The sequence below is a fragment of the Pelagovum pacificum genome (genome assembly GCF_016134045.1).
Classification (GTDB): Bacteria; Pseudomonadota; Alphaproteobacteria; order Rhodobacterales; family Rhodobacteraceae; genus Oceanicola; species Oceanicola pacificus_A.
Map to the genome: position 1 here is coordinate 3,714,999 of NZ_CP065915.1, position 24,112 is coordinate 3,739,110.

General features: G+C 65.9%; 24 protein-coding genes. 7 read left to right on the forward strand and 17 right to left on the reverse strand.

What is annotated here, in order from left to right; translation table 11 throughout:
- Positions 1–11: 11 nt before the first annotated feature.
- From I8N54_RS18295 to I8N54_RS18320, 6 genes are all read right to left on the reverse strand, one after another.
- Positions 12–446 carry an SRPBCC family protein gene (locus tag I8N54_RS18295; RefSeq protein WP_140195241.1) on the reverse strand — a complete coding sequence of 145 codons (435 nt, stop codon included), beginning with the start codon at positions 444–446 and terminating at the stop codon, positions 12–14.
- Positions 447–458: 12 nt separating this feature from the next.
- Positions 459–1,298: a phosphoenolpyruvate hydrolase family protein gene (locus I8N54_RS18300; RefSeq protein WP_140195240.1), complete on the reverse strand. Its 840-nt coding sequence runs from the start codon at positions 1,296–1,298 to the stop codon at positions 459–461.
- Positions 1,295–2,506, reverse strand: a complete 1,212-nt coding sequence (locus I8N54_RS18305) for a Tm-1-like ATP-binding domain-containing protein (RefSeq protein WP_140195238.1) — start codon at positions 2,504–2,506, stop codon at positions 1,295–1,297. Before I8N54_RS18305 ends, I8N54_RS18300 begins: the two co-directional genes overlap by 4 nt.
- A 195-nt stretch (positions 2,507–2,701) precedes the next feature.
- Positions 2,702–4,945 (reverse strand): xanthine dehydrogenase family protein molybdopterin-binding subunit, encoded by a 2,244-nt coding sequence (locus I8N54_RS18310; protein ID WP_140195236.1) that lies wholly within the window; start codon positions 4,943–4,945, stop codon positions 2,702–2,704.
- Complete coding sequence (locus I8N54_RS18315) at positions 4,938–5,993, reverse strand: FAD binding domain-containing protein (protein WP_140195234.1); 1,056 nt, start codon at positions 5,991–5,993, stop codon at positions 4,938–4,940. The genes I8N54_RS18310 and I8N54_RS18315 overlap by 8 nt, the downstream gene beginning before the upstream one ends.
- On the reverse strand, positions 5,990–6,487 hold the full coding sequence (locus tag I8N54_RS18320) for a (2Fe-2S)-binding protein (protein WP_140195232.1): 498 nt from the start codon (positions 6,485–6,487) through the stop codon (positions 5,990–5,992). Before I8N54_RS18320 ends, I8N54_RS18315 begins: the two co-directional genes overlap by 4 nt.
- Before the next feature lie 138 nt (positions 6,488–6,625).
- Between I8N54_RS18320 and I8N54_RS18325 the strand changes: the two genes are divergently transcribed.
- Complete coding sequence (locus tag I8N54_RS18325) at positions 6,626–7,198, forward strand: TetR/AcrR family transcriptional regulator (protein WP_140195230.1); 573 nt, start codon at positions 6,626–6,628, stop codon at positions 7,196–7,198.
- On the opposite strand, the gene I8N54_RS18330 is transcribed toward I8N54_RS18325, so the two are convergent.
- The 5 genes from I8N54_RS18330 to I8N54_RS18350 all read right to left on the reverse strand — a co-directional run bounded on the left by I8N54_RS18330 (position 7,195) and on the right by I8N54_RS18350 (position 12,755).
- The gene (locus I8N54_RS18330; RefSeq protein WP_140195228.1) at positions 7,195–8,265 is read right to left on the reverse strand and encodes an ABC transporter ATP-binding protein; all 1,071 of its coding nucleotides are present in this window, start codon (positions 8,263–8,265) and stop codon (positions 7,195–7,197) included. The two genes, I8N54_RS18325 and I8N54_RS18330, sit on opposite strands and share 4 nt — an antisense overlap.
- A gap of 17 nt (positions 8,266–8,282) precedes the next feature.
- Entirely contained in the window at positions 8,283–9,734 is a 1,452-nt protein-coding gene (locus I8N54_RS18335; RefSeq protein WP_140195226.1) for an alpha-L-arabinofuranosidase, read from the reverse strand.
- Positions 9,735–9,745: 11 nt separating this feature from the next.
- Complete coding sequence (locus I8N54_RS18340; RefSeq protein WP_140195224.1) at positions 9,746–10,573, reverse strand: carbohydrate ABC transporter permease; 828 nt, start codon at positions 10,571–10,573, stop codon at positions 9,746–9,748.
- 3 nt (positions 10,574–10,576) lie between these two features.
- Positions 10,577–11,431, reverse strand: coding sequence for a carbohydrate ABC transporter permease (locus tag I8N54_RS18345; RefSeq protein ID WP_197097578.1), 855 nt, complete (start codon positions 11,429–11,431; stop codon positions 10,577–10,579).
- 76 nt (positions 11,432–11,507) lie between these two features.
- Positions 11,508–12,755 carry an extracellular solute-binding protein gene (locus I8N54_RS18350; protein ID WP_140195220.1) on the reverse strand — a complete coding sequence of 416 codons (1,248 nt, stop codon included), beginning with the start codon at positions 12,753–12,755 and terminating at the stop codon, positions 11,508–11,510.
- Positions 12,756–12,874: 119 nt separating this feature from the next.
- On the opposite strand from I8N54_RS18350, the gene I8N54_RS18355 reads away from it, so the two are divergent.
- Positions 12,875–13,576, forward strand: a complete 702-nt coding sequence (locus I8N54_RS18355; RefSeq protein ID WP_140195738.1) for a GntR family transcriptional regulator — start codon at positions 12,875–12,877, stop codon at positions 13,574–13,576.
- Between the two features lie 33 nt (positions 13,577–13,609).
- On the opposite strand, the gene I8N54_RS18360 is transcribed toward I8N54_RS18355, so the two are convergent.
- The gene (locus I8N54_RS18360) at positions 13,610–14,275 is read right to left on the reverse strand and encodes a sugar transferase (protein WP_140195218.1); all 666 of its coding nucleotides are present in this window, start codon (positions 14,273–14,275) and stop codon (positions 13,610–13,612) included.
- 218 nt (positions 14,276–14,493) lie between these two features.
- On the opposite strand from I8N54_RS18360, the gene I8N54_RS18365 reads away from it, so the two are divergent.
- Genes I8N54_RS18365 through aroQ form a run of 4 tightly spaced genes read left to right on the forward strand, consistent with a single transcriptional unit; the run spans position 14,494 to position 18,677 of the window.
- Complete coding sequence (locus tag I8N54_RS18365; RefSeq protein ID WP_140195216.1) at positions 14,494–15,393, forward strand: sugar kinase; 900 nt, start codon at positions 14,494–14,496, stop codon at positions 15,391–15,393.
- A gap of 24 nt (positions 15,394–15,417) precedes the next feature.
- On the forward strand, positions 15,418–16,824 hold the full coding sequence (uxaC, locus tag I8N54_RS18370; RefSeq protein WP_140195214.1) for a glucuronate isomerase: 1,407 nt from the start codon (positions 15,418–15,420) through the stop codon (positions 16,822–16,824).
- On the forward strand, positions 16,821–18,239 hold the full coding sequence (locus I8N54_RS18375; protein ID WP_140195212.1) for a mannitol dehydrogenase family protein: 1,419 nt from the start codon (positions 16,821–16,823) through the stop codon (positions 18,237–18,239). The genes uxaC and I8N54_RS18375 overlap by 4 nt, the downstream gene beginning before the upstream one ends.
- A 3-nt stretch (positions 18,240–18,242) precedes the next feature.
- Positions 18,243–18,677 carry a type II 3-dehydroquinate dehydratase gene (aroQ, locus tag I8N54_RS18380; protein WP_140195209.1) on the forward strand — a complete coding sequence of 145 codons (435 nt, stop codon included), beginning with the start codon at positions 18,243–18,245 and terminating at the stop codon, positions 18,675–18,677.
- Between the two features lie 104 nt (positions 18,678–18,781).
- Here aroQ and ccoP read toward each other — a convergent pair whose 3' ends face one another.
- Genes ccoP through ccoN form a run of 4 tightly spaced genes read right to left on the reverse strand, consistent with a single transcriptional unit; the run spans position 18,782 to position 22,192 of the window.
- Positions 18,782–19,666 carry a cytochrome-c oxidase, cbb3-type subunit III gene (gene ccoP / locus I8N54_RS18385; protein WP_140195207.1) on the reverse strand — a complete coding sequence of 295 codons (885 nt, stop codon included), beginning with the start codon at positions 19,664–19,666 and terminating at the stop codon, positions 18,782–18,784.
- Positions 19,663–19,851 (reverse strand): cbb3-type cytochrome c oxidase subunit 3, encoded by a 189-nt coding sequence (locus I8N54_RS18390; RefSeq protein WP_140195205.1) that lies wholly within the window; start codon positions 19,849–19,851, stop codon positions 19,663–19,665. The genes ccoP and I8N54_RS18390 overlap by 4 nt, the downstream gene beginning before the upstream one ends.
- A gap of 10 nt (positions 19,852–19,861) precedes the next feature.
- Positions 19,862–20,587 carry a cytochrome-c oxidase, cbb3-type subunit II gene (gene ccoO, locus I8N54_RS18395; RefSeq protein ID WP_140195203.1) on the reverse strand — a complete coding sequence of 242 codons (726 nt, stop codon included), beginning with the start codon at positions 20,585–20,587 and terminating at the stop codon, positions 19,862–19,864.
- Positions 20,588–20,599: 12 nt separating this feature from the next.
- The gene (ccoN, locus tag I8N54_RS18400; RefSeq protein WP_140195201.1) at positions 20,600–22,192 is read right to left on the reverse strand and encodes a cytochrome-c oxidase, cbb3-type subunit I; all 1,593 of its coding nucleotides are present in this window, start codon (positions 22,190–22,192) and stop codon (positions 20,600–20,602) included.
- A 242-nt stretch (positions 22,193–22,434) separates the two neighbouring features.
- Here ccoN and I8N54_RS18405 point away from each other — a divergent pair, with 242 nt between their 5' ends.
- Positions 22,435–23,277, forward strand: a complete 843-nt coding sequence (locus tag I8N54_RS18405; protein ID WP_197097577.1) for a universal stress protein — start codon at positions 22,435–22,437, stop codon at positions 23,275–23,277.
- 60 nt (positions 23,278–23,337) lie between these two features.
- On the opposite strand, the gene fnrL is transcribed toward I8N54_RS18405, so the two are convergent.
- Positions 23,338–24,075, reverse strand: coding sequence for a transcriptional regulator FnrL (gene fnrL, locus I8N54_RS18410; protein ID WP_140195197.1), 738 nt, complete (start codon positions 24,073–24,075; stop codon positions 23,338–23,340).
- Between the last annotated feature and the right edge of the window lie 37 nt (positions 24,076–24,112).

Below are 24,112 nucleotides of genomic sequence, written 5' to 3' on the forward strand. Positions count from 1 at the left end.
GGTCGCTCCGCTCAACCGACCCGGTCGGCGATGGCGCGGATCCCGGCCGCAAAGGTGTTGCGACCTACGCGTTCACGGATGTCGGCCTCGTCCTCGGGCGACACGTCGAAATCGGCCCACCATTCCACAAAGCTACGGTCGCCTTCGGTGATCGGCGTCACGCGCCACGTGGCGACGTAATTCTCGATCGGCATCGGGCTTTCGAGGATCGTGTAGGTGAAGGTCCGGTCCGTGTCCGAAAAGGCGATCAGCCGCTCCCGCAGGAAGCCGCCGTCGGACACGGTGAAAGCCCGGACGCAGCCGACCTGGTCGGACGGCCTGCCCTCTTCGATCTCGCTCTTCTCGATGATCGGATGCCAGTCGCCGTGCCCGTTGTAGTCGCGGGTGAAGGCCCAGACCTTTTCGGCCGGGGCATCGATGACGTCGCTCACATAGACGTGGGCCATGTTGGCTCCTCCTCAGTTCGCCGGGCGGCGTATGGCGCCGAAGGCGCGGATCTGGTCAGTGATGGCGATCTCGGTCGGCAGCCGCTCCATGCTGCTCGCCCCGTAGAAGCCGTCACATTCGGGAACGTTCGCCAGCACGTGCGCCGCGTCGTCCGGCATCGCGATCGGCCCGCCGTGGCACAGCACCATCACGTCGCTGCGCACGGACCGGGCCGCGCGGGCGATGTCGCCAACAAGGCTGCTGGCGTCGTCCAGCGTCATGGCGGTCTCGGCCCCGATGGCGCCGCCCGTGGTCAGGCCCATGTGGGCCACCACGATGTCCGCGCCGGCCTCCGTCATCGCGCGCGCCTGATCGACGTCGAAGACATAGGGCGTCGTCAGCATGTCCTTCGAATGGGCGAGCGCGATCATCTCGACCTCGAGATCGTAGCCCATGCCGGTCTCTTCGAGGTTCTGGCGGAAAACGCCATCGATCAGCCCGACCGTCGGGAAATTCTGGACACCGGCGAAGCCCTCGGCCTGCACGCGATCAAGGAACGTGTCAAAGTTGCAGAACGGGTCTGTCCCGTTGACTCCGGCCAGCACCGGCGTGTGACGCACCACCGGCAGCACTTCGCGCGCCATCTCCATGACGATGTCGTTGGCGTTGCCGTAGGCCAGCACACCGGCCAGCGATCCGCGTCCCGCCATGCGGAACCGTCCGGAGTTGTAGATGACGATAAGGTCAATCCCTCCGTCTTCCTCGCACTTCGCCGACAGACCGGTCCCGGCGCCGCCGCCGATCAGGGGCAGTCCACTGTCGATCTTGTCGCGGAAGCGTTTCAGCAGGGTCTGCCGGTCGTATCGGGTCATGTCGTCTTCTCTTCCATCATCTTGCGGAGCGCATCGGCCGCCGCATCGGCAAAGGCCGGGTCGTTGATATTGTGGGGCAGCCGCCGGACCCGGCGACTCCCGGTCGTCTCTACGGTCTGCTCGATCGCCGCGAAGAGCGCCTCGCGCGCCTCGGGATCATCGAAAGGCTGTCCGGCGGAGTCGAGCGCCGAGACGCCGCCCTCCGGCAGCAGGAACTCGACGGGTCCTTCGAAGCGATTCAGGCTCTCCCCGATTTCGCGCCCGAGCGCCGCGCTTTCATCGACCGTAGTGCGCATCAGGGTAATCTGTGGGTTGTGGTGGTAGAAGGTGCGATCCGCATAGCGCTCCGGCACAGTTTCCGGCGCGCCGAAGTTCACCATGTCGAGCGCCCCGACAGAGCCGACATATGGCAGGCCGAGCGACGCCAGCCGGTCGATCCGGTCGGGACCGGCGGGCATGATGCCACCGGCCAGCCGGTCGCAAAGCTCGGTCGTCGTCAGGTCGAGGATCCCGTCGAGCCGACCTTGCACGGCGAGGTCCTCCATCGAACGGCCGCCGGTCCCGGTGGCATGGAAGACGATGCAGTCGAAGTCGTCCGACAGCGCTTCGGTCGCGGCGGTCACGCAGGCGGTCGTTACGCCGAACATGGTGCAGCCGATGGCGGGGCGGTCCGCCTCCGCCGCGACGGGCTCGGCACGGACCATGCCGACGATCGCGGCGGCAGCGTTGGCAAGGATCGGGCGCGAGACCCGGTTGAGGCCGCCGATGTCCGTGACGGACGGCGCGAGGATCAAGTCGGACGTGTCGATGTAGGGCGCGGTATTTCCCGCCGCGACGGTCGAGACGATCAGCTTCGGAACCCCGAGCGGCAGGGACCGCAGCGCCGGTGCGATCAGGGCCGTTCCACCGGACCCGCCGAGGCCGATCGCACCCGCGACATGTTGCGTGCCGATCCAGTGCTTCAGCGCATCGGCCATAGCCGATACTGCGCTCCCCCGTTCGCCGGTGAAGACCGCGTCGGCGCCTTTCGGGTGGCAGGCGGCGATGTCGCTGGCGCCGATGTCCGCGCCTCCCCCCTTGGCCGAGGTGGAGACGTCGACAATGCGAACCGTCTCTCCCGCTGCGGCGATGCGGTCGCGGACGAAGGTGAGCTCCGCCGCTTTCGTGTCCATCGTGCCAATGACGAGAATGTCGCCTCGTTCGGTCATCGCAGCGCCCCTCCCCTGGCGTCGTTCAGATCGGCGCGGTCGACCCGAGGGCGCGACCGCCTGTTCCGGCGTAACCTGTTGAGATGATAGTGCGCGTGGTCCCGGATGACCATCGCGATGCCGCCCGGATCGGCGTGGAACCACCGCCGGACCGCGCTGCCGGGCGGAGGCTGATCCTCCGCCCGACGGGATCACTCAGACCAGCAGGTCCTGGATGCGGATCGGGAAGCGGCGAATGCGCTTGCCGGTCGCATGATAAATCGCGTTCGCGATCGCCCCGACGGTGCCGGTGATGCCGATCTCGCCCACACCCTTGATGCCGAGCACGTTGACGTAGGGATCGTCCTCGTGAACGTGGATCACCTCCAGCCCGTGCACGTCGGCGTTCACCGGAACCTGGTAGCCGGCGAGGTCGCTGTTCATGATCCGCCCGGTCCGCGTGTCGTACTTCGCTTCCTCGTGGAGCGCGAAGGACGTGCCCCAGATCATGCCACCCATCAGCTGGCTCTCGGCCAACCTCGGGTTGATGATCCGGCCCGCGGCAAAGGCTCCGACCAGCCGCGTCACGCGAAGCTGGCAGAGGTCCGGGTCCACCTTTACCTCGGCGAAGACGGCGCCGTGGCTGCTCATCGCGTGGCGCTGCGCGTCCTCCGGGTTGCGGGCGGCGTTGCCGTTGCCGACGATCTCCGCCCCGCCGGAGCGGGCGAAGATCTCGGCGAATGTCTCGCCCCGCGACTCATCGTTGTCGAGGAAGATGCGCCCGTCCCGCGCGACGAAGCTGGCGTTTCCAGCACCATGCAACGGCGAATCCGGATCAGCGGCGGCGAGCTCTCCAAGCTGGCGGATCACGTCGCTACCCGCGGCGTGGAGGGCGCCGCCCGCCGTCGCCGTATGACCGGACCCGCCGGCGACACCCCCGTCAGGCAGTGCCGAGTCGCCGGCCCGGAACTCGACCTTGTCGAGCGGCAGGCCAAGACTGTCCGCCGCGATCTGGGCAAGCGCGGTCCAGGCGCCCTGCCCCATGTCGGCGGCGGAGGTTTCCACCAAAGCAGTGCCGTCGGACCGCAGCGTCGCGCGCGCCTCGGCCTGGAACATCGGACAGCCGAACAGCGCGGTCCCCACGCCCCAGCCGACAAGAAGCCCGTTCTCGTCCATCATTTGCCGCGGCTCTCTCGGTCGGGAAGCCCAACCGAACCGCTCCGCCCCCTGCTCGTAACACTCCCGCAGCTTCTTGGAGGAGAACGGCTTGCCCGTCCCCGGCTCCGTCTCGGAGTAGTTGGCGAGCCGGAAGTCGAGCGGGTCCATCCCCGCTGCCTCTGCCATCTCGTCCATTGCGCACTCGAGCGCGGCCGACCCCGACGCTTCGCCCGGCGCGCGCATCGGACCCGGCGTGCCGATGTCGAGCCGGACCCCGCTGTGGGTCGAGCTGAGCGCGGGCGCGGCATACAGCCCCTGTGTCGCGTTCGGAGCAGCCTCCAGGAAGTCGTCGAAGCTCGACGTCGCGGCGATCCCCTGGTGGTCGATGACGGTCAGTGCGCCGCCCGACGCTGTCCCCAGCCGGAGCCTTTGACGCGTGGTGCCCCGATGCCCGACCGGGCCGAACATCTGCTGCCGGGTCAGCGACAGCTTCACCGGACGCCCCGTCGCGCGCGCGGCGAGGATGCCGAGCACGATCGGACCGACAGCGAACGCCTTCGACCCGAAGCCCCCACCAAGGTACGGGCTGCGGATGGTGACGTTCTCCGCCGGGATCCCGAAGAAGTAGGCATAGGCCGCGCAGGACATCGTCAGCGCCTGCGTCGGTGTATCGAGCTCCAGCCGGTCACCCGTCCATTTCGCGACGACTGAATGAGTTTCCATCGCATTGTGAAACTGGCCCGGCGTCTCGTAGGTCACGTCGATGGCGAGGTCGGCGGCGGCATGGCCCGCTTCGATGTCACCGTAGATCGTGGGGCCGGGCTGGCCGAACGCTTGCCCCGTGATCTCGAACGTCTCGTTGTCGTCGATCTTCGTGCGGGGCGGCTGCAGGTCGTAGCGCGGGTCGAGCAGCCGAGCGCCCTCGGTCGCGGCCTCGATCGTCTCCGCGATGACGAGGGCGATCGGCTGACCGGCGTAGCGCACGATGTCGTTCTGCAGCACTTCGATCCGGTTCGAGAACATGGTCGGCTTCTCGTCGGGATCGCCCTGAAGCTCCGGCCGGTTCTCGTGGGTGAAGACACGGACCACGCCGGGATGGGCTTCGGCTGCGGCGGTATCCAGCGTAGCGACCCGGCCCCGCGCGATGGTCGCGGCAGCGTAGACGGCATAGAGCATGTTGTCGGGGTGATTGTCCGCAGCGTAGGTCGCGGTCCCGGTCACCTTGGCCACGCCGTCACGGCGGGTCGCGGGCTGGCCGGAATTCGATCCGAACCGGATCTGGGGGGAGAGGGTGTCAGGCATTCTGCGTCACTCCGGCTGAAGGTCCGAACGGCGAGGCGGGCAAGGCGGGCATCCGTACCGGTGTCCCGGCCGCCGCCATGTTTAGCGCACGCGCCGCCGTGCGGCGGGCAAGCTCGATCTTCCAGGCGTTGTCGTTGGAGGCCGCCGCCCCCGCCAGCGCGGCTGCGGCGGCGCGGTCGAACAGGTCGGCGTCCGGCACCTGGCCGATCAGCAACTCCTCCGCTTCGGCGACGCGCCACGGCTTCGCCGCGACCGCACCCAGCGCCAGCCGGGCCCTGCCGATCCGGTCGCCGTCCATCCTCAGCGCGGCAGCGGCAGAGGCGATTGCGAAGGCATAGGACGTCCGTTCGCGCACCTTCAGATACCGCCCGTTGGCCGCGAAGTCGGACACGTCCGCCGGCAGTCGAACGGCAAGAATGAGCTCGCCGGGCGACAGCGCCGTCGTGACCGAAGGATCGTCACCGGGCAGCAGGTGGAAGTCGACAAGCGGGATGTCGCGTGCCCCATCGGGGCCGAGCACTTCGACGATCGCGCCGAGCGCCGCCAGCGGCACGGCGAAGTCGGACGGCATCGTCGCGATGCATCCGGCGCTGAAGCCGAGGATGGCGAGGTTCTCTTCCGCCCCACCTTGTGCGGCACAACCGGAGCCGGGCGTGCGACGGTTGCAGTCGGACTCGGGAGTCTGGAAATAGGGGCAGCGGGTCTTCTGCATCAGGTTGCCACCCACGGTGGCGGCGTTCCGCAGTTGGCCGGAGGCGCCCGAAAGCAGCGCCTCCGCCACCATCGGCGCATGGGCGAGGATCAGCGGATCGTCGGCGACGTCGGAATTGCGGGCAAGCGCACCAATCCTGATCGCGCCGTCCGCCAGCCGCTCGACGGCGTCGAGGCCCGGAAGCCGGCTGATGTCGATGACCGTCGACGGTGCCATCGCACCGGTCTTCATCAGGTCGACGAGGTTCGTGCCCCCGCCGAGCCACGCAGCACCGTCTGTCCATGCGGACAGGGCCTCTTCCGTGGTCTTCGGTTGCAGGAAGTCGAAAATCTTCATGCCGCGTCTCCCTTCTCTTCCGCCTCGACCCGTCGGGTCGCGTCCTGCACGGCAAGCGTGATCCCGTGGTAGGCGGCGCAGCGGCAGATGTTTCCGCTCATCCCCTCGCGGATCCGCTCGGGATCGTCACCGGCGCGGCCCTCGGCGATCAGCCCGACAGCGCTCATGATCTGGCCGGGCGTGCAGTATCCGCACTGGAAGCCGTCGTTTTCGATGAAGGCGGCCTGAACCGGATGAAGCCGGTCGCCATCGGCGAGGCCCTCGATCGTGGTGACCTCCGCGCCGTCGAGCGTCGCGGCGAGCGTCAGGCAGGAATTGGTGCGGCGGCCGTCGATCAGGACCGTGCAGGCCCCGCACTGGCCGCGATCGCAGCCTTTCTTGGTCCCCGGCAGCGCGAGCCGCTCGCGTAGCAGGTCGAGAAGCGTGACCCTCGGATCTTCGAGCGTGACGTCTCGGGCCGTTCCATTGATGGTGAGGCTTACTGAGAGTGCCATTCGGTCTCCCCTGATGATGCATCTGGAAGGTGGGGCTCTCGCGCCTCGACGGAGAACCGACTAGGTAGGCTGCAAGCGCGGTGCGCTCAGGCGACAATATGCGGAGGCCGCCTCCGTTTTCAAGTGCGAGGTTCAGATTTGGGAGATACGCCCCGTCGAAAAGTCCGCTCCGACGCGCTTCGCAACCGTGAGCGTCTGCTCGAAGCGGCGCGGGACGTGCTCGGAAAGGGTGGTCCCGGTGCGAGTCTCGAGGAAGTCGCGCGGCGTGCCGATGTCGGCATCGGGACGCTCTACCGCCACTTCCCGGACCGCGAAGCGCTGTTCGATGCAGTCTACAGCCGCAGTTTCGAGGAGCTGGCCGACCTCACCGAGGGGCTGGAGGCGCGCGACGATCCCGTCGCCGCGCTGCGCGAGTGGCTGGCGGCGATCGTCTCGATGGTCGAGACGAAGCGCGGGATGCTCGGCGCCTTGTCGATCGTGATGACCGAAGAGAACAAACGCACGTACGACGATGCGTTCAAGCGGGTCTCAGAAGCGACCGAGCAGTTGATCCGACGGGGCATCGAGGCCGGGCGCATCCGGCACGACATCACCGCCGATGACGTCATCCAGACGATCTTCGCGCTTTGCTATTCCCGCCCTCCGGGACCGGAGTGGCGGGAACATGTGCTGCGACTTCTGAACATCTTCGTCGACGGGCTGGCCCGTTAGGCCAGCCGCCGTCCGTTCGCATCGAACAGCAGGACTTTCGAGGGATCGAAGGTCAGCCCGACACGATCGCCCATCGCCACCGGCGCCTCCGGCGGCAGCACCGTCATCAGGCGCTTGCCGCCTGGGGTGTGCAGCTCGGTGATGGTCTGGTCGCCCAGCCGTTCGACGAGGCTGACTTCGCCGGTCAGCATCTCCGTTCCCGGCTCGGCGAGCGCGAACGCCTGCGGTCGGATGCCCACCGTGATTTCCGTTCCCGGAGGCGGAAGCTGCGCTTCAATCGCGGGGCCGGCCTTCAGGTCCGGCGAGTCGAGCCCGTCGCGCCCCGACGACACCGTCGCATCGAAGAAGTTCATCTTCGGTGAGCCGATGAAGCCGGCAACGAACAGGTTCGCGGGATTGCCGTAGAGCTCCAGCGGCGAGCCGACCTGCTGAACCTCGCCGTCCTTCAGGACGACGATCTTGTCGGCCATCGTCATCGCTTCGACCTGATCGTGCGTGACGTAGATCATCGTCGCGCCAAGCTCGGCGTGCAGCTTCGACAGCTCCATCCGCATGTCGACGCGCAGCGCCGCGTCGAGGTTGGACAGCGGCTCGTCAAACAGGAAGACGCGCGGCTGACGGATGATGGCGCGGCCGATGGCGACCCGCTGGCGCTGACCGCCGGAGAGTTCGCTCGGCTTGCGGTCGAGCAGGTGCTCCATCTGGAGGACCTTCGCCACACGCTCCACCCGCTCGCGGATTTCGGCCTTTGGTGTGCGGCTCAGCTTCAGGCCGAACCCCATGTTCCCGGCCACCGTCATATGCGGATAGAGCGCGTAGGACTGGAACACCATCGCGGTGCCACGCTCGCGCGGCTCCACGTTGTTGCACTTGCGGCCCCCGATACGGAGTTCGCCGCTCGTGATGTCTTCCAGCCCCGCGATCATCCGCAGCAGCGTGGACTTGCCGCAACCGGAGGGGCCGACGAAGACGACAAACTCCCCCTCCTCGACGGAGAGGTTGAAGTTGCGGATGACTTCGACGGCTCCGAAGCTCTTGCCGACGTTTTCGAGTTCGAGTTCGGCCATGGCCCCTCCCCCTTCGTTCAGGACAGATCGATCACGATGGCCGCGACCGAAGCCGGGGGCAGCGTGACGGAGGACGCATCGGCGACCTCGCGGGTTTCGACGGCGAAGACGTCGAGGTTGGTGCTGTCGATGTAGGCGTCGAGCTTGCCCGGCGCGATCTGATGGACCGTGCCCTTGCCGGTAACCCCGGTCGACAGCGTCTTCTCGGCCTCGAAGTCGAGGTTCGCGACATGCAGGAACAGCTTGTCCCCTTCGCGCGTGGCGGACACGCAGAGGTCAGCGTCGTCGCTTTCCACCTCGACCCCGTGAGTGCCGACGTGGTGCGCGAACAGACGCATGACGTGACCGACCGGCAGCAGGTAGGGCTGCTCTGCCGGGGAGCCGAGAAGCACGGCGTTCACGAGCCAGCTCTGCCCCGCGAAGTCGGCCAGCGTCACGATGTCGAGGATGTCGGAGTGCCGCTCATAAAGCGTCAGCGTTCGGGCGTGGAACAGGCCCGTAATCCACTCGCGCAGCACTTCGTTCTTGTTGTGCGGCTGGATCGACAGGTGCCCCTCAGTGATGGCGAGCCGGATCTTCGGGTTGATGCCCTCGATCGTCTCGCGCGCGCCGATCAGCTTGGATTCGACCGACTGGTACTGCTCGGTCAGCGCGTCCCACGTCTTGGTGTAGTCGTCGCGGTACTTGCGACCGCGCAGGGGGGTGTCCGGGTCCTTCGGGTTCTGGTGCATCATGTGGATGGCGACCATGTCGATAGTTTCGCCGGCAGCCTCCAGCAGCGTGGGTGTCCAGGATTCGTTGGTATCCCGCTCGAGGTCGCCCCAGCCGATCAGCGTGATCGACGGATCGCGCTCGCGCATCGCCTTGGCAAAGGCAACATACTGCTCGGCGTTCTCGTGCCGGTCGAACCGCTCACCCGCCTTCGGGTAGGAAGTCTCGTTCCCGATCTGCCAGGTGCGGACGTTCCACGGCTTGTCGCGTCCGTTCGCCTTGCGCTCCGCATGGTCGGGGTCGTTGCAGTAGGACACGAGGTCGGCGGCCTCTTCCGGCGTTCCGGCCCGCTTTTCGCCCAGCGCGGTCTCGATATATTCGGGCCGTCCGTCCCCGGCGAAATTGATGCCCATGATGGGCTCGGCACCGACCATCTCGCAGAAGTCCAGGAACTCGTGGACGCCGACGCGGTTCGTCTCGACCCCGCCCCAGAGGTAGTTGACCATCGGAACCCGGTCCTTCGGATCACCCACGCCTTCGCGCCATTTCCAGAAGCCGGTGAGGATCCCGCCCCAGCGGATGGACGACGGTTTCAGGTCGCTGACGACCTCGACGAAATCGTCACGCCACTTGTCCTCGAGCACGTTCCAGCAGGCCGCGACGGAGCTGTCCGTATGGCCCAGAGGCTCCATGAACTGCATGTAGAAGCGGGGCGAGAACTCGTGCTTGGGGGTGGTGTCGATCTTAAGGGAAGACATTGAAACTCCTGTCATTTGATGCCCGAGGTCGGGCGCATGCCCTGCACGATCCACCGCTGTCCGAAGAGGAAGAGGATGATCATGGGGAGCGATGTGAAGAAGGCCGCGGCGAGGATGACGGTGTAGTTGAGCACCGCGCTCGTATCCGCGCTGAGGTAGGACACCGCGACCGGCACCGTCATGGAGCCCGGCGTGTTGGTGATGACCAGCGGCCAGAGGAAGTTGTTCCAGCTGTAGAGCGCGGTGATGATCGCGACCGTGGTGATCGCGGGCGCCGCGAGCGGCACCATGATGCGCAGGAACACCTGGAAATTGGTAGCGCCGTCCATGCGGGCGGCTTCCTCCAGCTCTTTCGGGACCTGCCGGAAGAACTGTCGGAGGATGAAGATGCCGATAACGCGGGCAAGGCCGGGCAGGATCACACCCATCCTCGTGTCGACGAGGCCCATCCCGGACATCATCTCGTAGAGCGAGATGATCTCGAGAATGCCAGGCATCATCAGCGTCAGCAGCGTGGCGAAGAAGAACAGGTCACGGCCCCAGAACCGCAGCCGTGCGAAGGCGTAGGCGGCGGGCACGTCCAGCAGCAGCACGCCGATGACCTGCACCAGCATGATCACCGTGCTGTTCCACATGGCCTGCGGGATCGAGACGCCCCGCCCGGCATCGGTCACGACCTTCTCGTAGTTGCCGAACGTCCAGTCGCTCGGGATGATCCCGCCGGACAGGACTTCGGCCGGGGGCGCGAAGGAGAACAGGATCAGCGACGCGACCGGCAGGATCCACAGAAGGGAAATGACGAGCAGCGCTGTCCAGCGAAGGGTCTGTTTGCGGCGCATCGGTTACCTCTGCCGGAAGACGCGGAACTGGATGAAGGACAGGGCCGCGATGATGATCGTTATGATGACGCCGATCGCGGCGGCCCGGCCGAGCGCGAAGTCGCGGAAACCTTCCTCGTAGAGCAGCATGGTCAGGACCGTCGTGCTGCCGAAGGGACCGCCGTTGGTCATGATGAGCACCTCGCCGAAGACCTGGAAGGCGTGGACGATCGACAGCACCATGACGATCAGCATGATCGGCAATAGCAGCGGGATCGTGATGTAGATCAGGTCCTGGAAGGCGTTCGACCCGTCGAGGCGCGCGGCCTCGTAAAGGTCGTCGGGGATGTTCTCTAGCCCGGCGAGCAGGATGATGACCATGAAGCCGAGGTTGATCCAAAGCGTCACGAGGCTGACGGTGAACAGGGCCCAGCCCGGTCGGCTCAGCCATTCCTGACCCGGCAGACCCAGCGCGTCGAGTACGGCGTTGATCGTGCCGACTTCCGGCTGGAAGAGCCAGTTGAAGGCGATGGCGGCCACGGCGACGTTCACCACCAGCGGAAAGAAGATCACCGTCCGGAAGATGGAGATGCCCGGCAGCGCGCGGTGCAACAGGACCGCGATGACGACCGAGAGGATCATCACCATCGGCACGTACATCAGCGCGAAGGTGCCGGTGATGAAGAACGAGGCCCAGAAGCGGTCATCGGTGAACAGGTCGATGTAGTTCGCGAGGCCGACGAACTCGTTCGGGCCGAAGATGCCCCAGTCGAACAGGCTGATCCAGACGGCGCGCAGGATCGGGTAGCCGAGGAATACGCCGAAGGTCAGCAGGTAGGGGGCGACCATCAGGTACGGGAATAGCCGGTTGTTCTTCATCTCGCCTGCCGCTTTAGGGTCAAGGGGAGACAGGCCCCGGGCTGTTGGGGCCTGCCTGTCTGCAATGTGAGAGGTCTTAGAGTTCGCTGGCGATGCCGCGAACGAGGTTCTGCACCGTCTGATCCACGTCGGCACGGCCGGCATAGAACGCTTCCATCGCCTCGCGCACGACACGGTCGACGTCGGGCTGCGCCACGATGGACGGCGGGAAGTGGATCGTGTCGCGGATATCGGCGATCGTCACGAGGTCTTCCTCGGCCTGGAACCGCTCCTCCTCGAACACGGCGAGCTGCGACGGCACCTTGCCGGTCATCGCCCATTCGAAGCCACGCGCGCCGACCCATTCGATGAAGGTAAGGGCGGCGGCACGATCCTCTGCGGACGCCCCGCGCGGGATCAGGAACTCGTGCGCCATCGCGAAGGTCGCGGGCTCGTTGCCGTAGACCGGGAACGGCGCGACGCCGTACTCGACGCCCTGGTTCTCGGCCGCGGCCTTGTAGAGGTTGAGGTCCGTGATCTGGCTGAACACGATACCGACCTTGTTCTGCGCGAACAGCTGGCCGGGATCGTCCACTTCGTTTTCCGGCGAGACATCCGCGTCGATCATCGCCTGAATGTCGTTCAGGACGTTGGTCGCCGCTTCCTCGAACCCATCGGAGACGTCGGTCATGTCCTCGTTGTAAAGGTCCGGATTGTACTGCCAGTAGCGGCTGTAGAAGTCGCGGAACGCACCGCTGCCGGACTTGGCGAAGATCATGCCGTGGACATCGTCGCCCAGCGCCTCGATCGCCTCGGCGGCGGCGAGCACTTCTTCACCCGTGGTGGGCGGGCTTTCGGGATCGAGGCCGGCCTGCTCGAACAGCGCCTTGTTGTAGTAGATGTGGCGCGGGAACATGCCGAGCGGCACGCCGTACTGCTCTCCCTCGAACATGCCGGCGTCCCAAGACGCGGCGATGTAGTCGTCCTTGTTGATCCCGGCAGTCTCGAGCTCTTCCGCCGTGAAGGCTTCGAGCGCGCCTTGATTGGCGTAGATCGGAACGCGGTCCGAGTTCACGATCGTCAGCGCCGGCGCCTGGCCGGATGCCATGGAGACGGAAAGCTTCGTGTTGAAGTCGTCCCACGGAATGACGAGCAGGTTCACCTCGACGTCGGCGTCTGCGCCGGCGGACTCGTTGAACTCGGCGACCATGTCGCTGATCGCCTCCCCGTCGGGTCCGGTGAACAAGGTCCAGAAGTCGATGGACTGAGCCGACGCTGGCGTTGCGACTGCCATGAGGGCGGCAATGCAACTGGCACCAGAGATGCCAAGTATCGAATTTTTCATGATTTCCTCCCTAGACGCGAAATGCGATCTGGTCAGGACGCTACTGTTATAATAGTATATCAGTCAAGGGGTGCACCGGCATCTCGGCCAAAAGAGTGAACAAGGACCTGCATTTTCAGATGAACGAGCGCGTGACAGAGGACGGAAGAACCCACCGGCGACCGCCGAGGAACCGCTCGGTCGAACGGCCGACGCCGACATGGCGGCACATCTACAACCAGCTGCGCGAACGGATCGTCACGCTCGACCTGCAACCGGGGGAAACGCTGAATGAGAAGGAGATCGCGGAGGAGTACGGCGTCAGCCGGACACCCGTCCGGGAAGCGACGTTAAGGCTTGCGGATGAAGGGCTTATCGAGGTCTTTCCGCAGTCCGGCACCTTCATCGCCCGCATCCCCTATGACGAGCTGCCCGAGGCGATGGTGATTCGCGAAGCGCTCGAAACGAAGTCGGTGCAGCTCGCCACCGACGCCGCGACGCGCAGCGACATCATGGTCCTGCGCACCATCGTCGAACGCCAGCGCGAGGCCGACCTCGCGCAGGACCAGGCGGCTTTCCACGCAGCGGACGAGTCCTTCCACGCCGAGATCGCCCGGATTGCCGGTCACGAGGGTCTGTGGAAGCTGGTCCTGTCGGTCAAACTCCAGGTCGACCGCTACCGCAGAACGACCCTGTTCCAGCCCAACCGCATGAAGAAAGTCATCGAGGATCACGAGGCGATCATCGAGGGCATGACCTCCGGCGACCCGTCGCAGGCGGTCGAGGCCCTGATACGGCACCTCAACAACGTGTTGCCTGACGAGCTTCCGTCGAAGACCTGACCCATCGTGATACAGACCAGCATACCGCGGCCGCTATCGGCCGCTGCCGCTGACCACGGCATGAACTGTTCGAAAGATCAGCCGAAGGTCGAGCGCGAACGAGAGCCGCTCGGCATAGAGCCGGTCGAGCGCGATCCGGTCCCGGTAACTGAGGTCGTTCCGACCCGAAACCTGCCAAAGTCCGGTCAGCCCCGGCACGACCGACAGGTAAGCGCCGCGTGCCGCGCCGTAGCGGGCAAGTTCCTCGTGGACGACGGGGCGCGGCCCAACGAGGCTCATGTCTCCACGCAGGACATTGAACAGTTGCGGCAGTTCATCGAGGCTCGACCGTCGAAGCCAATAGCCGATGCGCGTGATCCTCGGATCGACCCTGAGCTTGCGCGATCGCGCCCATTCCTCGGCCAGCGCCGGGTCCTCGAGGTGACGGCGCAGGACCGCATCGGCATTTGGCACCATCGTCCTGATCTTGCAGCAGGCGAACTCCCGGCCGTTCCGTCCGACGCGGCGATGCCGGTAGAAGCCCGGCCCGCCGTCCAGCCGGACGATCGCCGCCAGAAGCAGGATCAGCGGCACCGACAGTGGCGCGGACAGAGCGACCAGGACAAGGTCGAGGCACCGCTTTCCGACCCGGCGATAGACACTGCCGGCGGGCCGCGCCTCATAAAGGATGAAGGGAATCGGGTCGGCTCTGTTCTGCATGGCATCCTCCGGGACTCTGGCGCATTCCGGACGCTCGCACCTGATGCTCAACGAGCGCTTAACGACACCGCGCTGGCGGCGGTGCGACGGCGCCTTTCACGGACGCCTGTCCACCGTTCCGGGAACGTTCCGCGCCTCTTGCAACGCTTGCCACTTCCGGACCGCGCTGGTTGTTTGCGCGCGCGGTCAAAGGGACCGGCGAGGAGGGCAGGACAGACATGACATCGGGTCGATTCGTCAGCATCGGAGAAGCGATGCTCGAACTCTCGGAGGGCGCTTCGGACGGCTGGGCGCTCAACGTTGCGGGGGATACGCTGAACACGGCGTGGTACCTGCGCAAGCGGCTCGGCCCGGAGTGGGAGGTCGATTACGTCACCCGGGTCGGGACGGACGCATTTTCCGACAGGATCGTCTCGTTCCTCGGTCAGTCGGGACTCGGCGCCGGGCATGTCGCGCGCGATCCGGACCGGGGGCCGGGGCTCTACGCCATTTCGCTGACGGAAGGGGAGCGCAGCTTTACCTACTGGCGCAGCCAGTCCGCCGCCCGGCACCTGGCCGACGACGAAGAGGCGCTCGACGCCGCGATGTCGGGCGCGACCATGCTCTATCTCAGCGCGATCACGCTGGCGATCCTTGCGCCCGAGCGGCGCGAGGCGCTGCTCGACCGTGCTGCCGCGTCCGGCGTGCCGCTGGCCTACGACCCGAATTTCCGGCCCCGGCTTTGGGAGTCCCCCGACGCCGCACGGGACTGGACGACGCTTGCCGCGCGCCAGTCGCAGATCGTGCTGCCCTCCGCCGACGATGAGGCCGCCTGCTTCGGTGATGCCTCCCCCGAAGCGACGGCGGACCGGTACGAAGCGCTCGGCACGGCCGAGGTCGTGGTGAAGACCGGCGGCGGCCCGGTTCTGGTGCGCGGGACCGAACGGGCCGAAGTCACAGACCTGCCGAGGGTTACCCCCGTCGACACGACCGGCGCCGGGGACAGTTTCAACGCCGGCTATCTTGCCGCCCGCCTGATGGGCCAGTCGCCGATCGAAGCGGTGCGCGCCGGGCACGACGTCGCATCGCGCGTGGTGCAGGGACGCGGGGCGCTTGTCCCGCTGGACAGCCCGCCCTGAGGCACAATGAATGAGGAGGACACCATGACGCTGCTACATCCAGACCGCCTTTTCCCCGCAGAACCGGGGACCCGGGCCATTGCCCGAGAGCTGTACGAGGCGGTGAAGGACGCGCCGATCATCTCGCCCCACGGCCATTGTGAGCCGAAATGGTTCGCCGAGAACGCGCCCTTCCCGGATCCGGCGCGGCTGTTCGTGGTGCCCGACCATTACATCTTCCGGATGCTCGTCAGCCAGGGCGTGCCGATGACCGACCTCGGCGTGCCACGCGTCGACGGTGGCGAGACCAGTCAGGACGCGCGCCGGATCTGGCGCTTGTTCGCGGAGCACTACCACCTGTTCCGGGGCACCCCGACGCGGATGTGGGTCGACCACGCGTTCGAGACGGTCTTCGGCGTGACCGAACGGCTGACCGCCGACAATGCCGACCGGATTTACGACCAGATCGCCGAGCGGCTCACCGACGATGACTACCGGCCCCGCGCCCTGTTCGACCGGTTCAACATCCAGCTCCTCGCCACGACGGACGGCGCGCTCGACGACCTGACGCACCACAAAACGATCCGCGAGAGCGGCTGGGGCGGGAACGTCGTGCCGACCTACCGGCCCGACGCGGTGATGGACCCGGAGTACGAAGGTTTCGCGGAAAACGTCGAACAACTCGGCCGGCTGACCGGCGAGGACACGGCGACGTGGGACGGCTACCTCGCCGCGCATCGCAAGCGCCGCGCCTACTTCCAGGAGTTCGGCGCGACCGCGACGGACCACGGCCACCTGACCGCGCGGACAGAGAACCTGCCTCCCGACCAGTGCGGCGTGCTGTTCGAGAAGTGCGTATCGGGCCGGGCCACCGCCGACGAGGCCGACGCCTTCCGCGCGCAGATGCTGACGGAGATGGCGCGCATGTCGGTCGAGGACGGCATGACGCTGCAGATCCACGCCGGATCGGTGCGCAACCACTCCGCCGATGTCATGGCGAAACATGGCCGCGACAAGGGCTTCGACATCCCGCAACGGACCGACTACGTCCATGCGCTTCGCCCGCTGCTGGACGCGGTGGGGATGGAGCCGAACCTGACCGTGATCCCCTTCACGCTGGATGAAACGGTCTATTCCCGTGAGCTTGCCCCGCTGGCCGGGGTCTACCCTGCCCTGACGCTCGGACCGCCCTGGTGGTTCTACGACAGTTTCGAGGGCATGATGCGGTTCAGGGAGCAGACGGGCGAGACGGCTGGCATCTACAACACCGCCGGCTTCAACGACGACACGCGCGCCTTCTGCTCGATCCCCGCGCGACATGACGTGGCGCGTCGGGCAGACTGTCACTGGCTCTCGACGCTGGTGGCCGACCATCGCATCGGCAAGGACGAGGCGCACGAGATGGCCGCCGCCCTGACCAACGGACTCGTGAAGAAGGCATACAATCTATGACCAGACTGCACCGCAACGGCGAACCGCCCGCCCCCGGCATCGTTCACCTTGGCCTCGGCGCCTTTTTCCGGGCGCACGGCGCGGTCTACATCCAGGAGGCGATGGCGAAGTCCGGCGGCAACTGGGGTATCACCGGTGTTTCGCTGAAAAGTCCCGGGACGCGTGACAAACTCGCACCGCAGGGTGAGGTGTACCATGCGGTCGAGCTTGCGCCGGACGGCGTGCATCCCCGGCTCGTCACCTCCATCCGCGAAGTGCTCGTCGCGAAGGAAGACCCGCAGGCCGTGCTCGACGTGATGGAACGGGCCCGGATCGTGACGCTGACGATCACGGAGAAGGGCTATTGCCATGTCCCCTCGACCGGACGGCTCGACCCGAAACACCCCGATATCGAGGCCGATCTCGTCTCGTCCCATCCGGTATCGGCGCTCGGCTACATCGTGCGGGCGCTGGAGCACCGGATGCACATGGGGGCGGAGCCCTTCACCGTCGTGTCCTGCGACAACATTCCGGACAACGGTCACCTGCTGCGGCGGCTCGTCCTCGACCTCGCGACGCTGATCGATGACAAGCTCGCCAGGTGGATCGAGGCACACGGCAAGTTCCCCTGCACCATGATCGACCGGATCGTGCCCGCGACCACGGACGAGGACGTGGCCCGCGTCGAGGAGATGACCGGCTACCACGACGCCGCGCCGGTGATGCACGAACCGTTCCGGCAGTGGGTCGTTCAGGATGATTTCGTCAACGGCGACCGGCCCGATCTTGCCGCCGTCGGTGTCGAGATGGTCGAGGACGTGGCGCCCTACGAGCACATGAAGCTCCGGATGCTGAACGGCACACACTCATCACTGGCCTACCTCGGCTACCTGTCGGGCTGCGAGACGATCGCCGAAACGATGCAGAGCAAGGCGCTCGCCGCGTTCGCCGACCATATGTGGGCAAGCGAGATCGCGCCGGTTCTGACCCCGCCGCCCGGCGTGTCGCTCGCCGACTACGCCGGAGCCCTGCACCTGCGGTATGAGAACCCGGCGATCCGGCACCGCACGTGGCAGATCGCGATGGACGGCAGTCAGAAACTGCCGCAACGCCTGCTCGGCACACTGAAGGAGGGTCTGGACAAGGGGATGCCGCAGAAGGGCGTGCTGCTCGCCGTTGCGGCCTGGATGCAATACACCTCCGGCAAGACCCTGTCGGGCGACGCGATCGACGTGAAGGATCCGCTCGCCGCCGACCTCGCCGCCTACTGGGACACGGACGATGTCGTGGGCGCCTACCTCGCCGACAGCCGGGTGTTCCCGCCTGAGCTCGCGGCGCGGGATGGCCTCAAGGATGCCTTGACCGAGGCTCTATCTACCCTGAAAGACCACGGTGCGGACGCGGCCGCCGGACTTATCGCAGGGGTGAAAGCCTAGACCATGCCAACGATCCACATCCTCAACGGACCCAACCTCAACCTGCTCGGCCAACGCCAGCCGGAGGTCTACGGGGCAGAGACTCTCGCCGATGTCGAGGCGTCGTGCCGCAAGCTGGGCAAAGAGTTGGGCGTCGAGATCGGCTTCTTCCAGTCGAACCACGAGGGCGAGATCGTGGATCAGGTCCACACCGCGCGGACCGAGGCGCAGGCGATCATCATCAACGCTGGCGCCTACACCCACACCTCCATCGCGATCGCCGACGCCCTGCGGGCCTTCGACGGGCCCTTCATCGAAGTGCACATCTCGAACGTCCACGCGCGGGAGGCCTTTCGCCATCACTCCTACCTGTCGGAGATCGCCACCGGCGTGATCGTCGGTTGCGGGACGGAAGGCTACCTGCTGGCGCTGCGGCACCTGGTCGGCAAGCTGGGCTGATCGTCACAACATCAGCCTACAGACACTAAAAAGGGGGGCGACGCCGAAGCACCGCCCCGAAGTTGCGACGGACCGGGAAGTTTGGTCCGTCGATCCCCTTGTCCCTATTGGCCCCCGCCAAGCTGGTGGACATAGGCCGCCGCCGCGTTGATCTCCGCATCGGTCAGGCCGGGCGAACGGAATTCCTCCGACCAGGCCGGCATGACGCCGAAACGCGCATTGTTCACCGTCTCCGTGATCGCCGCCTCGCTGCCGCCATAGAGCCAGATCGCGTCCGTCAGGTTCGGCGCACCCATCGTCTGGTCGCCGGTTCCGTCGTCCGAGTGACAGGCCACGCAATTGTCGGCGAAGACGGTGGCCCCGGCTTCAGCCAGTTCGGCGTCATGCTCCTGCCCGGAGATGGCAAGCACATGCTGGACGACGGCGCTCACCTGCTCGCGGTCGAGCAGGCCGTCGCGCCCGAAGGCCGGCATCTCGGACCAGCGGGCGGCGGGCGAATCCTCGTTGCGGACACCGTTGGCGATCGTCTCGGCGATCTCGGTGATCTGACCGCCCCAGAGCCAGGCATCGTCGTTCAGGTTCGGAAAACCGACGGCCCCGCCGGCTCCCGAGCCGTGACATTGCGAGCATTTCGACCGGAAGACGGCAGCACCCATGTTGACCGCGAAACCGTGTAGATCGCCGTTCTCGGCGAGCGTGGTGAGGTCGGCCTCGGACAGCGCGGCAACAAGGTCGGCGTTGCGTTCGTCCACTGTCGCGATCTGTTCGGCCACCAGGTTGCGGGTCGAATAGTCCAGCAGGCCGCCCGTGGCGCGGTTCACCAGCGGCCAGGCCGGATAGAGGATCGTGTAGATGATCCCCCATACGATGGTCGCGTAGAAGATCCACAGCCACCAGCGCGGCAGCGGGTTGTCGAATTCCTTGATCCCGTCCCACTCGTGGCCGGTGGTATCCGGATCGTTCTCGTAGATGTCGACCTTGTCGCTCATTCCCGGACCTCCTTGCTGTCCGTGGCCGGCGCGTCCTCGTTGCGGAACGGGAGTTGCGCGGCATCGTCGTGGATCGGTCGGGCACCGGGGCGGAACACCCACAACCCGGCACCGACAAAGAAGCAGAACAGGGCCAGCAGCACCCAGCTGTCGGCGATCTGCCTCAGGATCGAATATGTATCCATGATCCGGTCCTCAGCGGCTGGCGTCGGGCGTGAAGGTCGAGAAATCGACCAGCGTCCCGAGCATCTGGAGGTAGGCGATCAGGGCATCCATCTCGGAGATGCCCGGTCGCCCGTCGAAGTTGCGGACCTGCGCGCCGGGGTAGCGTTCGACCAGCCCGTCCCAGTCGCCCATCGGGTCGACCTGAACGGTGAAGTCGGCAGAAGCACTCTCGATCATCTCCTCGGTGTAGGGGACGCCGACGAGAGCGTGCGTCTCCATCAAGTCCTGGATGTGATCGGGATGCAGCAGGCGATCCGACAGGAAGCCGTACTTGGGCATCACCGATTCCGGCACCACGGACTGCGGATCGGTCAGGTGACGGACGTGCCACTCGTCGGAATAGACGCCACCGACGCGTGCAAGGTCCGGCCCCGTCCGCTTCGACCCCCACTGGAACGGGTGGTCGAACATCGACTCCGCCGCCAGCGAGTAGTGGCCGTAGCGCTCCACCTCGTCGCGCATCGGGCGGATCATCTGGCTGTGGCAGACGTAGCAGCCCTCACGGATGTAGACCTCCCGCCCCTGCAGCTCGAGCGGCGAGTAGGGGCGCATGCCCTCGACCTCTTCGATCGTGTTCTCGAGGTAGAAGAGCGGAGCGATCTCGACGATGCCGCCGATGGTGACCACGCCGAGGCCGCAGACCAGCAGCAGTGTGGCGTTCTTTTCGAGTATCCTGTGTTTTTCGAGGATCGACATTCCGGCCCCTCCTTATTCGGCCGGGACGGCGGCGCTGGCAGGCTGTTGCTTGCCAAACGCTGTCATCCAGAGGTTGAAGGCCATGATCAGCGCGCCGACGAGGTAGAGCACCCCTCCGAGGCCGCGGACCACGTACATGGGGAACTTGGCGGCGACGGTGTCGGCGAAGCTGTTCACGAGGAAGCCCTGCGCGTCGACTTCACGCCACATCAGGCCCTCCATGATCCCGGTGACCCACATCGAGGCCGCGTAGAGAACGATCCCGATGGTGGCGAGCCAGAAGTGCCAGCTGACGAGCGCCGTCGAGTAGAGCGCCGGACGGTTCCACAGCCGGGGCGTCAGGAAATAGAGCGCCGCGAAGGTGATCATGCCGTTCCAGCCCAGCGCGCCGGAGTGGACGTGGCCGATGGTCCAGTCGGTGTAATGCGACAGCGAGTTGACCGCGCGGATCGACATCATCGGGCCTTCGAAGGTCGACATGCCGTAGAAGCCGATCGAGATGACCATCATGCGAATGATCGGGTCGGTGCGGATCTTGTCCCATGCGCCCTGCAGCGTCATCAGGCCGTTGATCATGCCACCCCAGCTGGGCATCCACAGGATCACCGAGAACACCATGCCGAGCGTCGAGGCCCAGTCGGGCAGCGCGGTGTAGTGCAGGTGGTGCGGGCCGGCCCAGATATACAGGAAGATCAGCGCCCAGAAGTGGATGATCGACAGCTTGTAGCTGAAGACCGGACGCTCGGCCTGCTTCGGCACGAAGTAGTACATCATGCCGAGGAAGCCCGCCGTCAGGAAGAAGCCGACCGCGTTGTGGCCGTACCACCACTGGGTCATCGCATCCTGCACACCGGCGAACAGCTGTACCGACCGCGAGCCCCAGAAGGAGACCGGGATCGACAGGTTATTGACCACGTGCAGCATCGCGATCGTCACGATGAAGGCGAGGAAGAACCAGTTCGCCACGTAGATGTGGGGCTCTTTCCGCTTGATGATCGTGCCGAGGAACACGGCGAGATAGCAGACCCACACGATGGTCAGCCACAGGTCGACGTACCACTCGGGCTCCGCGTATTCCTTCGACTGGGTCGCGCCGAGCAGGTAGCCCGTGGCGGCCAGCACGATGAACAGATTGTAGCCCCAGAAGACGAACCAGGCGAGGTTGCCGCCCCAAAGCCGGGCCGCCGTGGTGCGCTGCACGATGTAGAAGGACGTGCAGATGAGTGCGTTGCCGCCGAAGGCGAAGATCACCGCGCTCGTGTGGAGTGGGCGCAGTCGGCCGAAATTGATATAGCCCTGCCCCCATTCGAAGTTCAGCGCCGGGAATGCGAGCTGAAATGCGATGAAGACGCCGACCAGGAAACCGGCGAGTCCCCAGAAAGTTGTGGCGATGACGCCGGCGCGGATCACACCGTCGCTGTAGCCCGTCTCCACCGGCGGCTTCTCTTCGTCAACCTGCCGGACGGTATGGATGAACATGCCGGCGGCGACCGCGAAAACTATGAAGGCATGGACCTGGTAGGCCAGGTCCCGCGCCCAGTTGGTCGCCACCGCGGCGACAAGCGCGACGATCCCGTAGATCGCCAACTTAATCCAATCCCACATATCTGCACTTCCCTTGTCCCGGATCGCGCGCCGCCGTCGGGCACGCGATATCCTTTTCTGCGGAGTAGGCCGGTCATGGCGGGAGTCGCATTGATCTACGTCAACGGACGCTCGGCGCCTGGATTGACACAGGTCAAGTCGCCGGCGGGCGGCGGGCGCTAATGTCCGCGGGTCGCCGGCACGACCGGCAGGCCAACAATGCGCCAGACAAAGCTCGGCGCGACTTTCGGGAAGAAACGAATATGGACTTCAGGACGATCTCGGCGGTGGTCGCCGACAAGACCACCGACGCCAAGGCGCTCGCTGTCGCGACCGCGATGGCCCGGCGACATCGGGCCGCGCTCAACATCTTCTGCATCGGGGTGGACCAGATGCAGTTCGAACCGATGAGCGCAGGTTCCACGTCGCTTCTCGTGACTCCCGGCCCGACCGACGCGGTCGCACGGGCGGAAGAGCTCGAGGCCTGGGTCCATACAGTGGTGGATTTCCATGTGCCCGAGATCTCGGTCGAGCGGGTCATCCTGCCGCATATCGGACTCGAGACCGGTGTCGGACAGCTGGTGCGGTTCTCCGACCTCGTTATCGTCTCGCGGCCCTACGGCACCGAAATCGACAGTCTCCAGAGCGATGTCCTGTGTTCCGCGCTCTACAGCGGAGGCGCGCCCGCGCTCGTCGTCGCGCCGAACATGATCTCCGCCCTGCAGGCCTCCACCGTGATGATCGCTTGGGACGAAAGTGATGCCTGCCTGTCGGCGGTCCGCAAGGCGCTGCCGTTCCTGCGCACCGCATCCAGCGTGCAGATCGTAATGGTCGAGCCGCCCTTCGCCCGGAACCCTGAGACCGGGTCGGCCCTGCGCCTGTCAGAGATGTTGAGCCGGCACAGGGTCGAGTCCGAAGTGCGGATCGTGCCGCGAACGCTACCCCGCATCAGCGAGTGCCTGAGCCGATACATGGCTGAAAACAAATGCGATCTCGTCGTCATGGGCGGTCACCAGCCGCAGGCGCGGTTCCGTGACGTGCTTCTCGGCGGGCCGACACGCGACATGCTCGAACTGACGACCACGCCACTGTTCATGGCCAGCTGACGGGAGGGGATGATGTCGACGGCGCCCGATATGACACCTGACCACGGCCCCCTCGGGCCGTCAGGCGATCACGCCGCCGTCGATGTCGTCGCCCGTCTCGCGCTGAAGCAGCTCCATGTCGGGGACCTCGATCCGGCGCTTGCCGTCCAGGACGATGACCTTGTCCCGCTTCAGCGCGCTGATCTGCCGGCTGACGGTCTCAAGCGTGAGGCCGAGGTAATCGGCCATGGCTTCGCGCGTCAGGGGCAGGTCGATGATGATCGTGCCCTCGAACGTGCCGAGGTCCATCGCCGCTTCGCGCCGCGCGAGGATCGCGAACAGGCTCGCGATTTTCTCTCGCGCGGTCTTGCGACCGAGGATCAGCATCCATTCCCGCGCGGCGTCGAGCTCATCCAGCGTCATGTCGAGCAGGCGCTGCCCGATGTGGGGGGTGCGCTGCATCAGCTGCTCGAACGGTTTGCGGCGGAAGCAGCAGAGCACGACCTCGCTGACCGCGACCGTGTCGTAGGGCGACGTCTCGCGCCCCGGACGGCCAATGAAATCGGACGACAGAAGAAGGCCAACCATCTGTTTCCGGCCGTCTTCCATCGTCTGGCTGATGCTTGCGGCGCCCCGGACGACGGACCCGACAAAGCTCATCTCGTCCCCGGCCCAGCAGATCGTCTCGCCCGATTTGAAGGTGCGGTAGAACTTGATCCGCTCAAGCGTGTCGAGCTCATCGGAATCGCAACGCGCACACACGGCGTTGTGGCGGATCGGGCAATCTCCGCAATCGCTCTCGTGCGCGGCCAGTTTCATCCCGTGCGAACTCCCTTTGGGAAAGCAGGGCTTACTA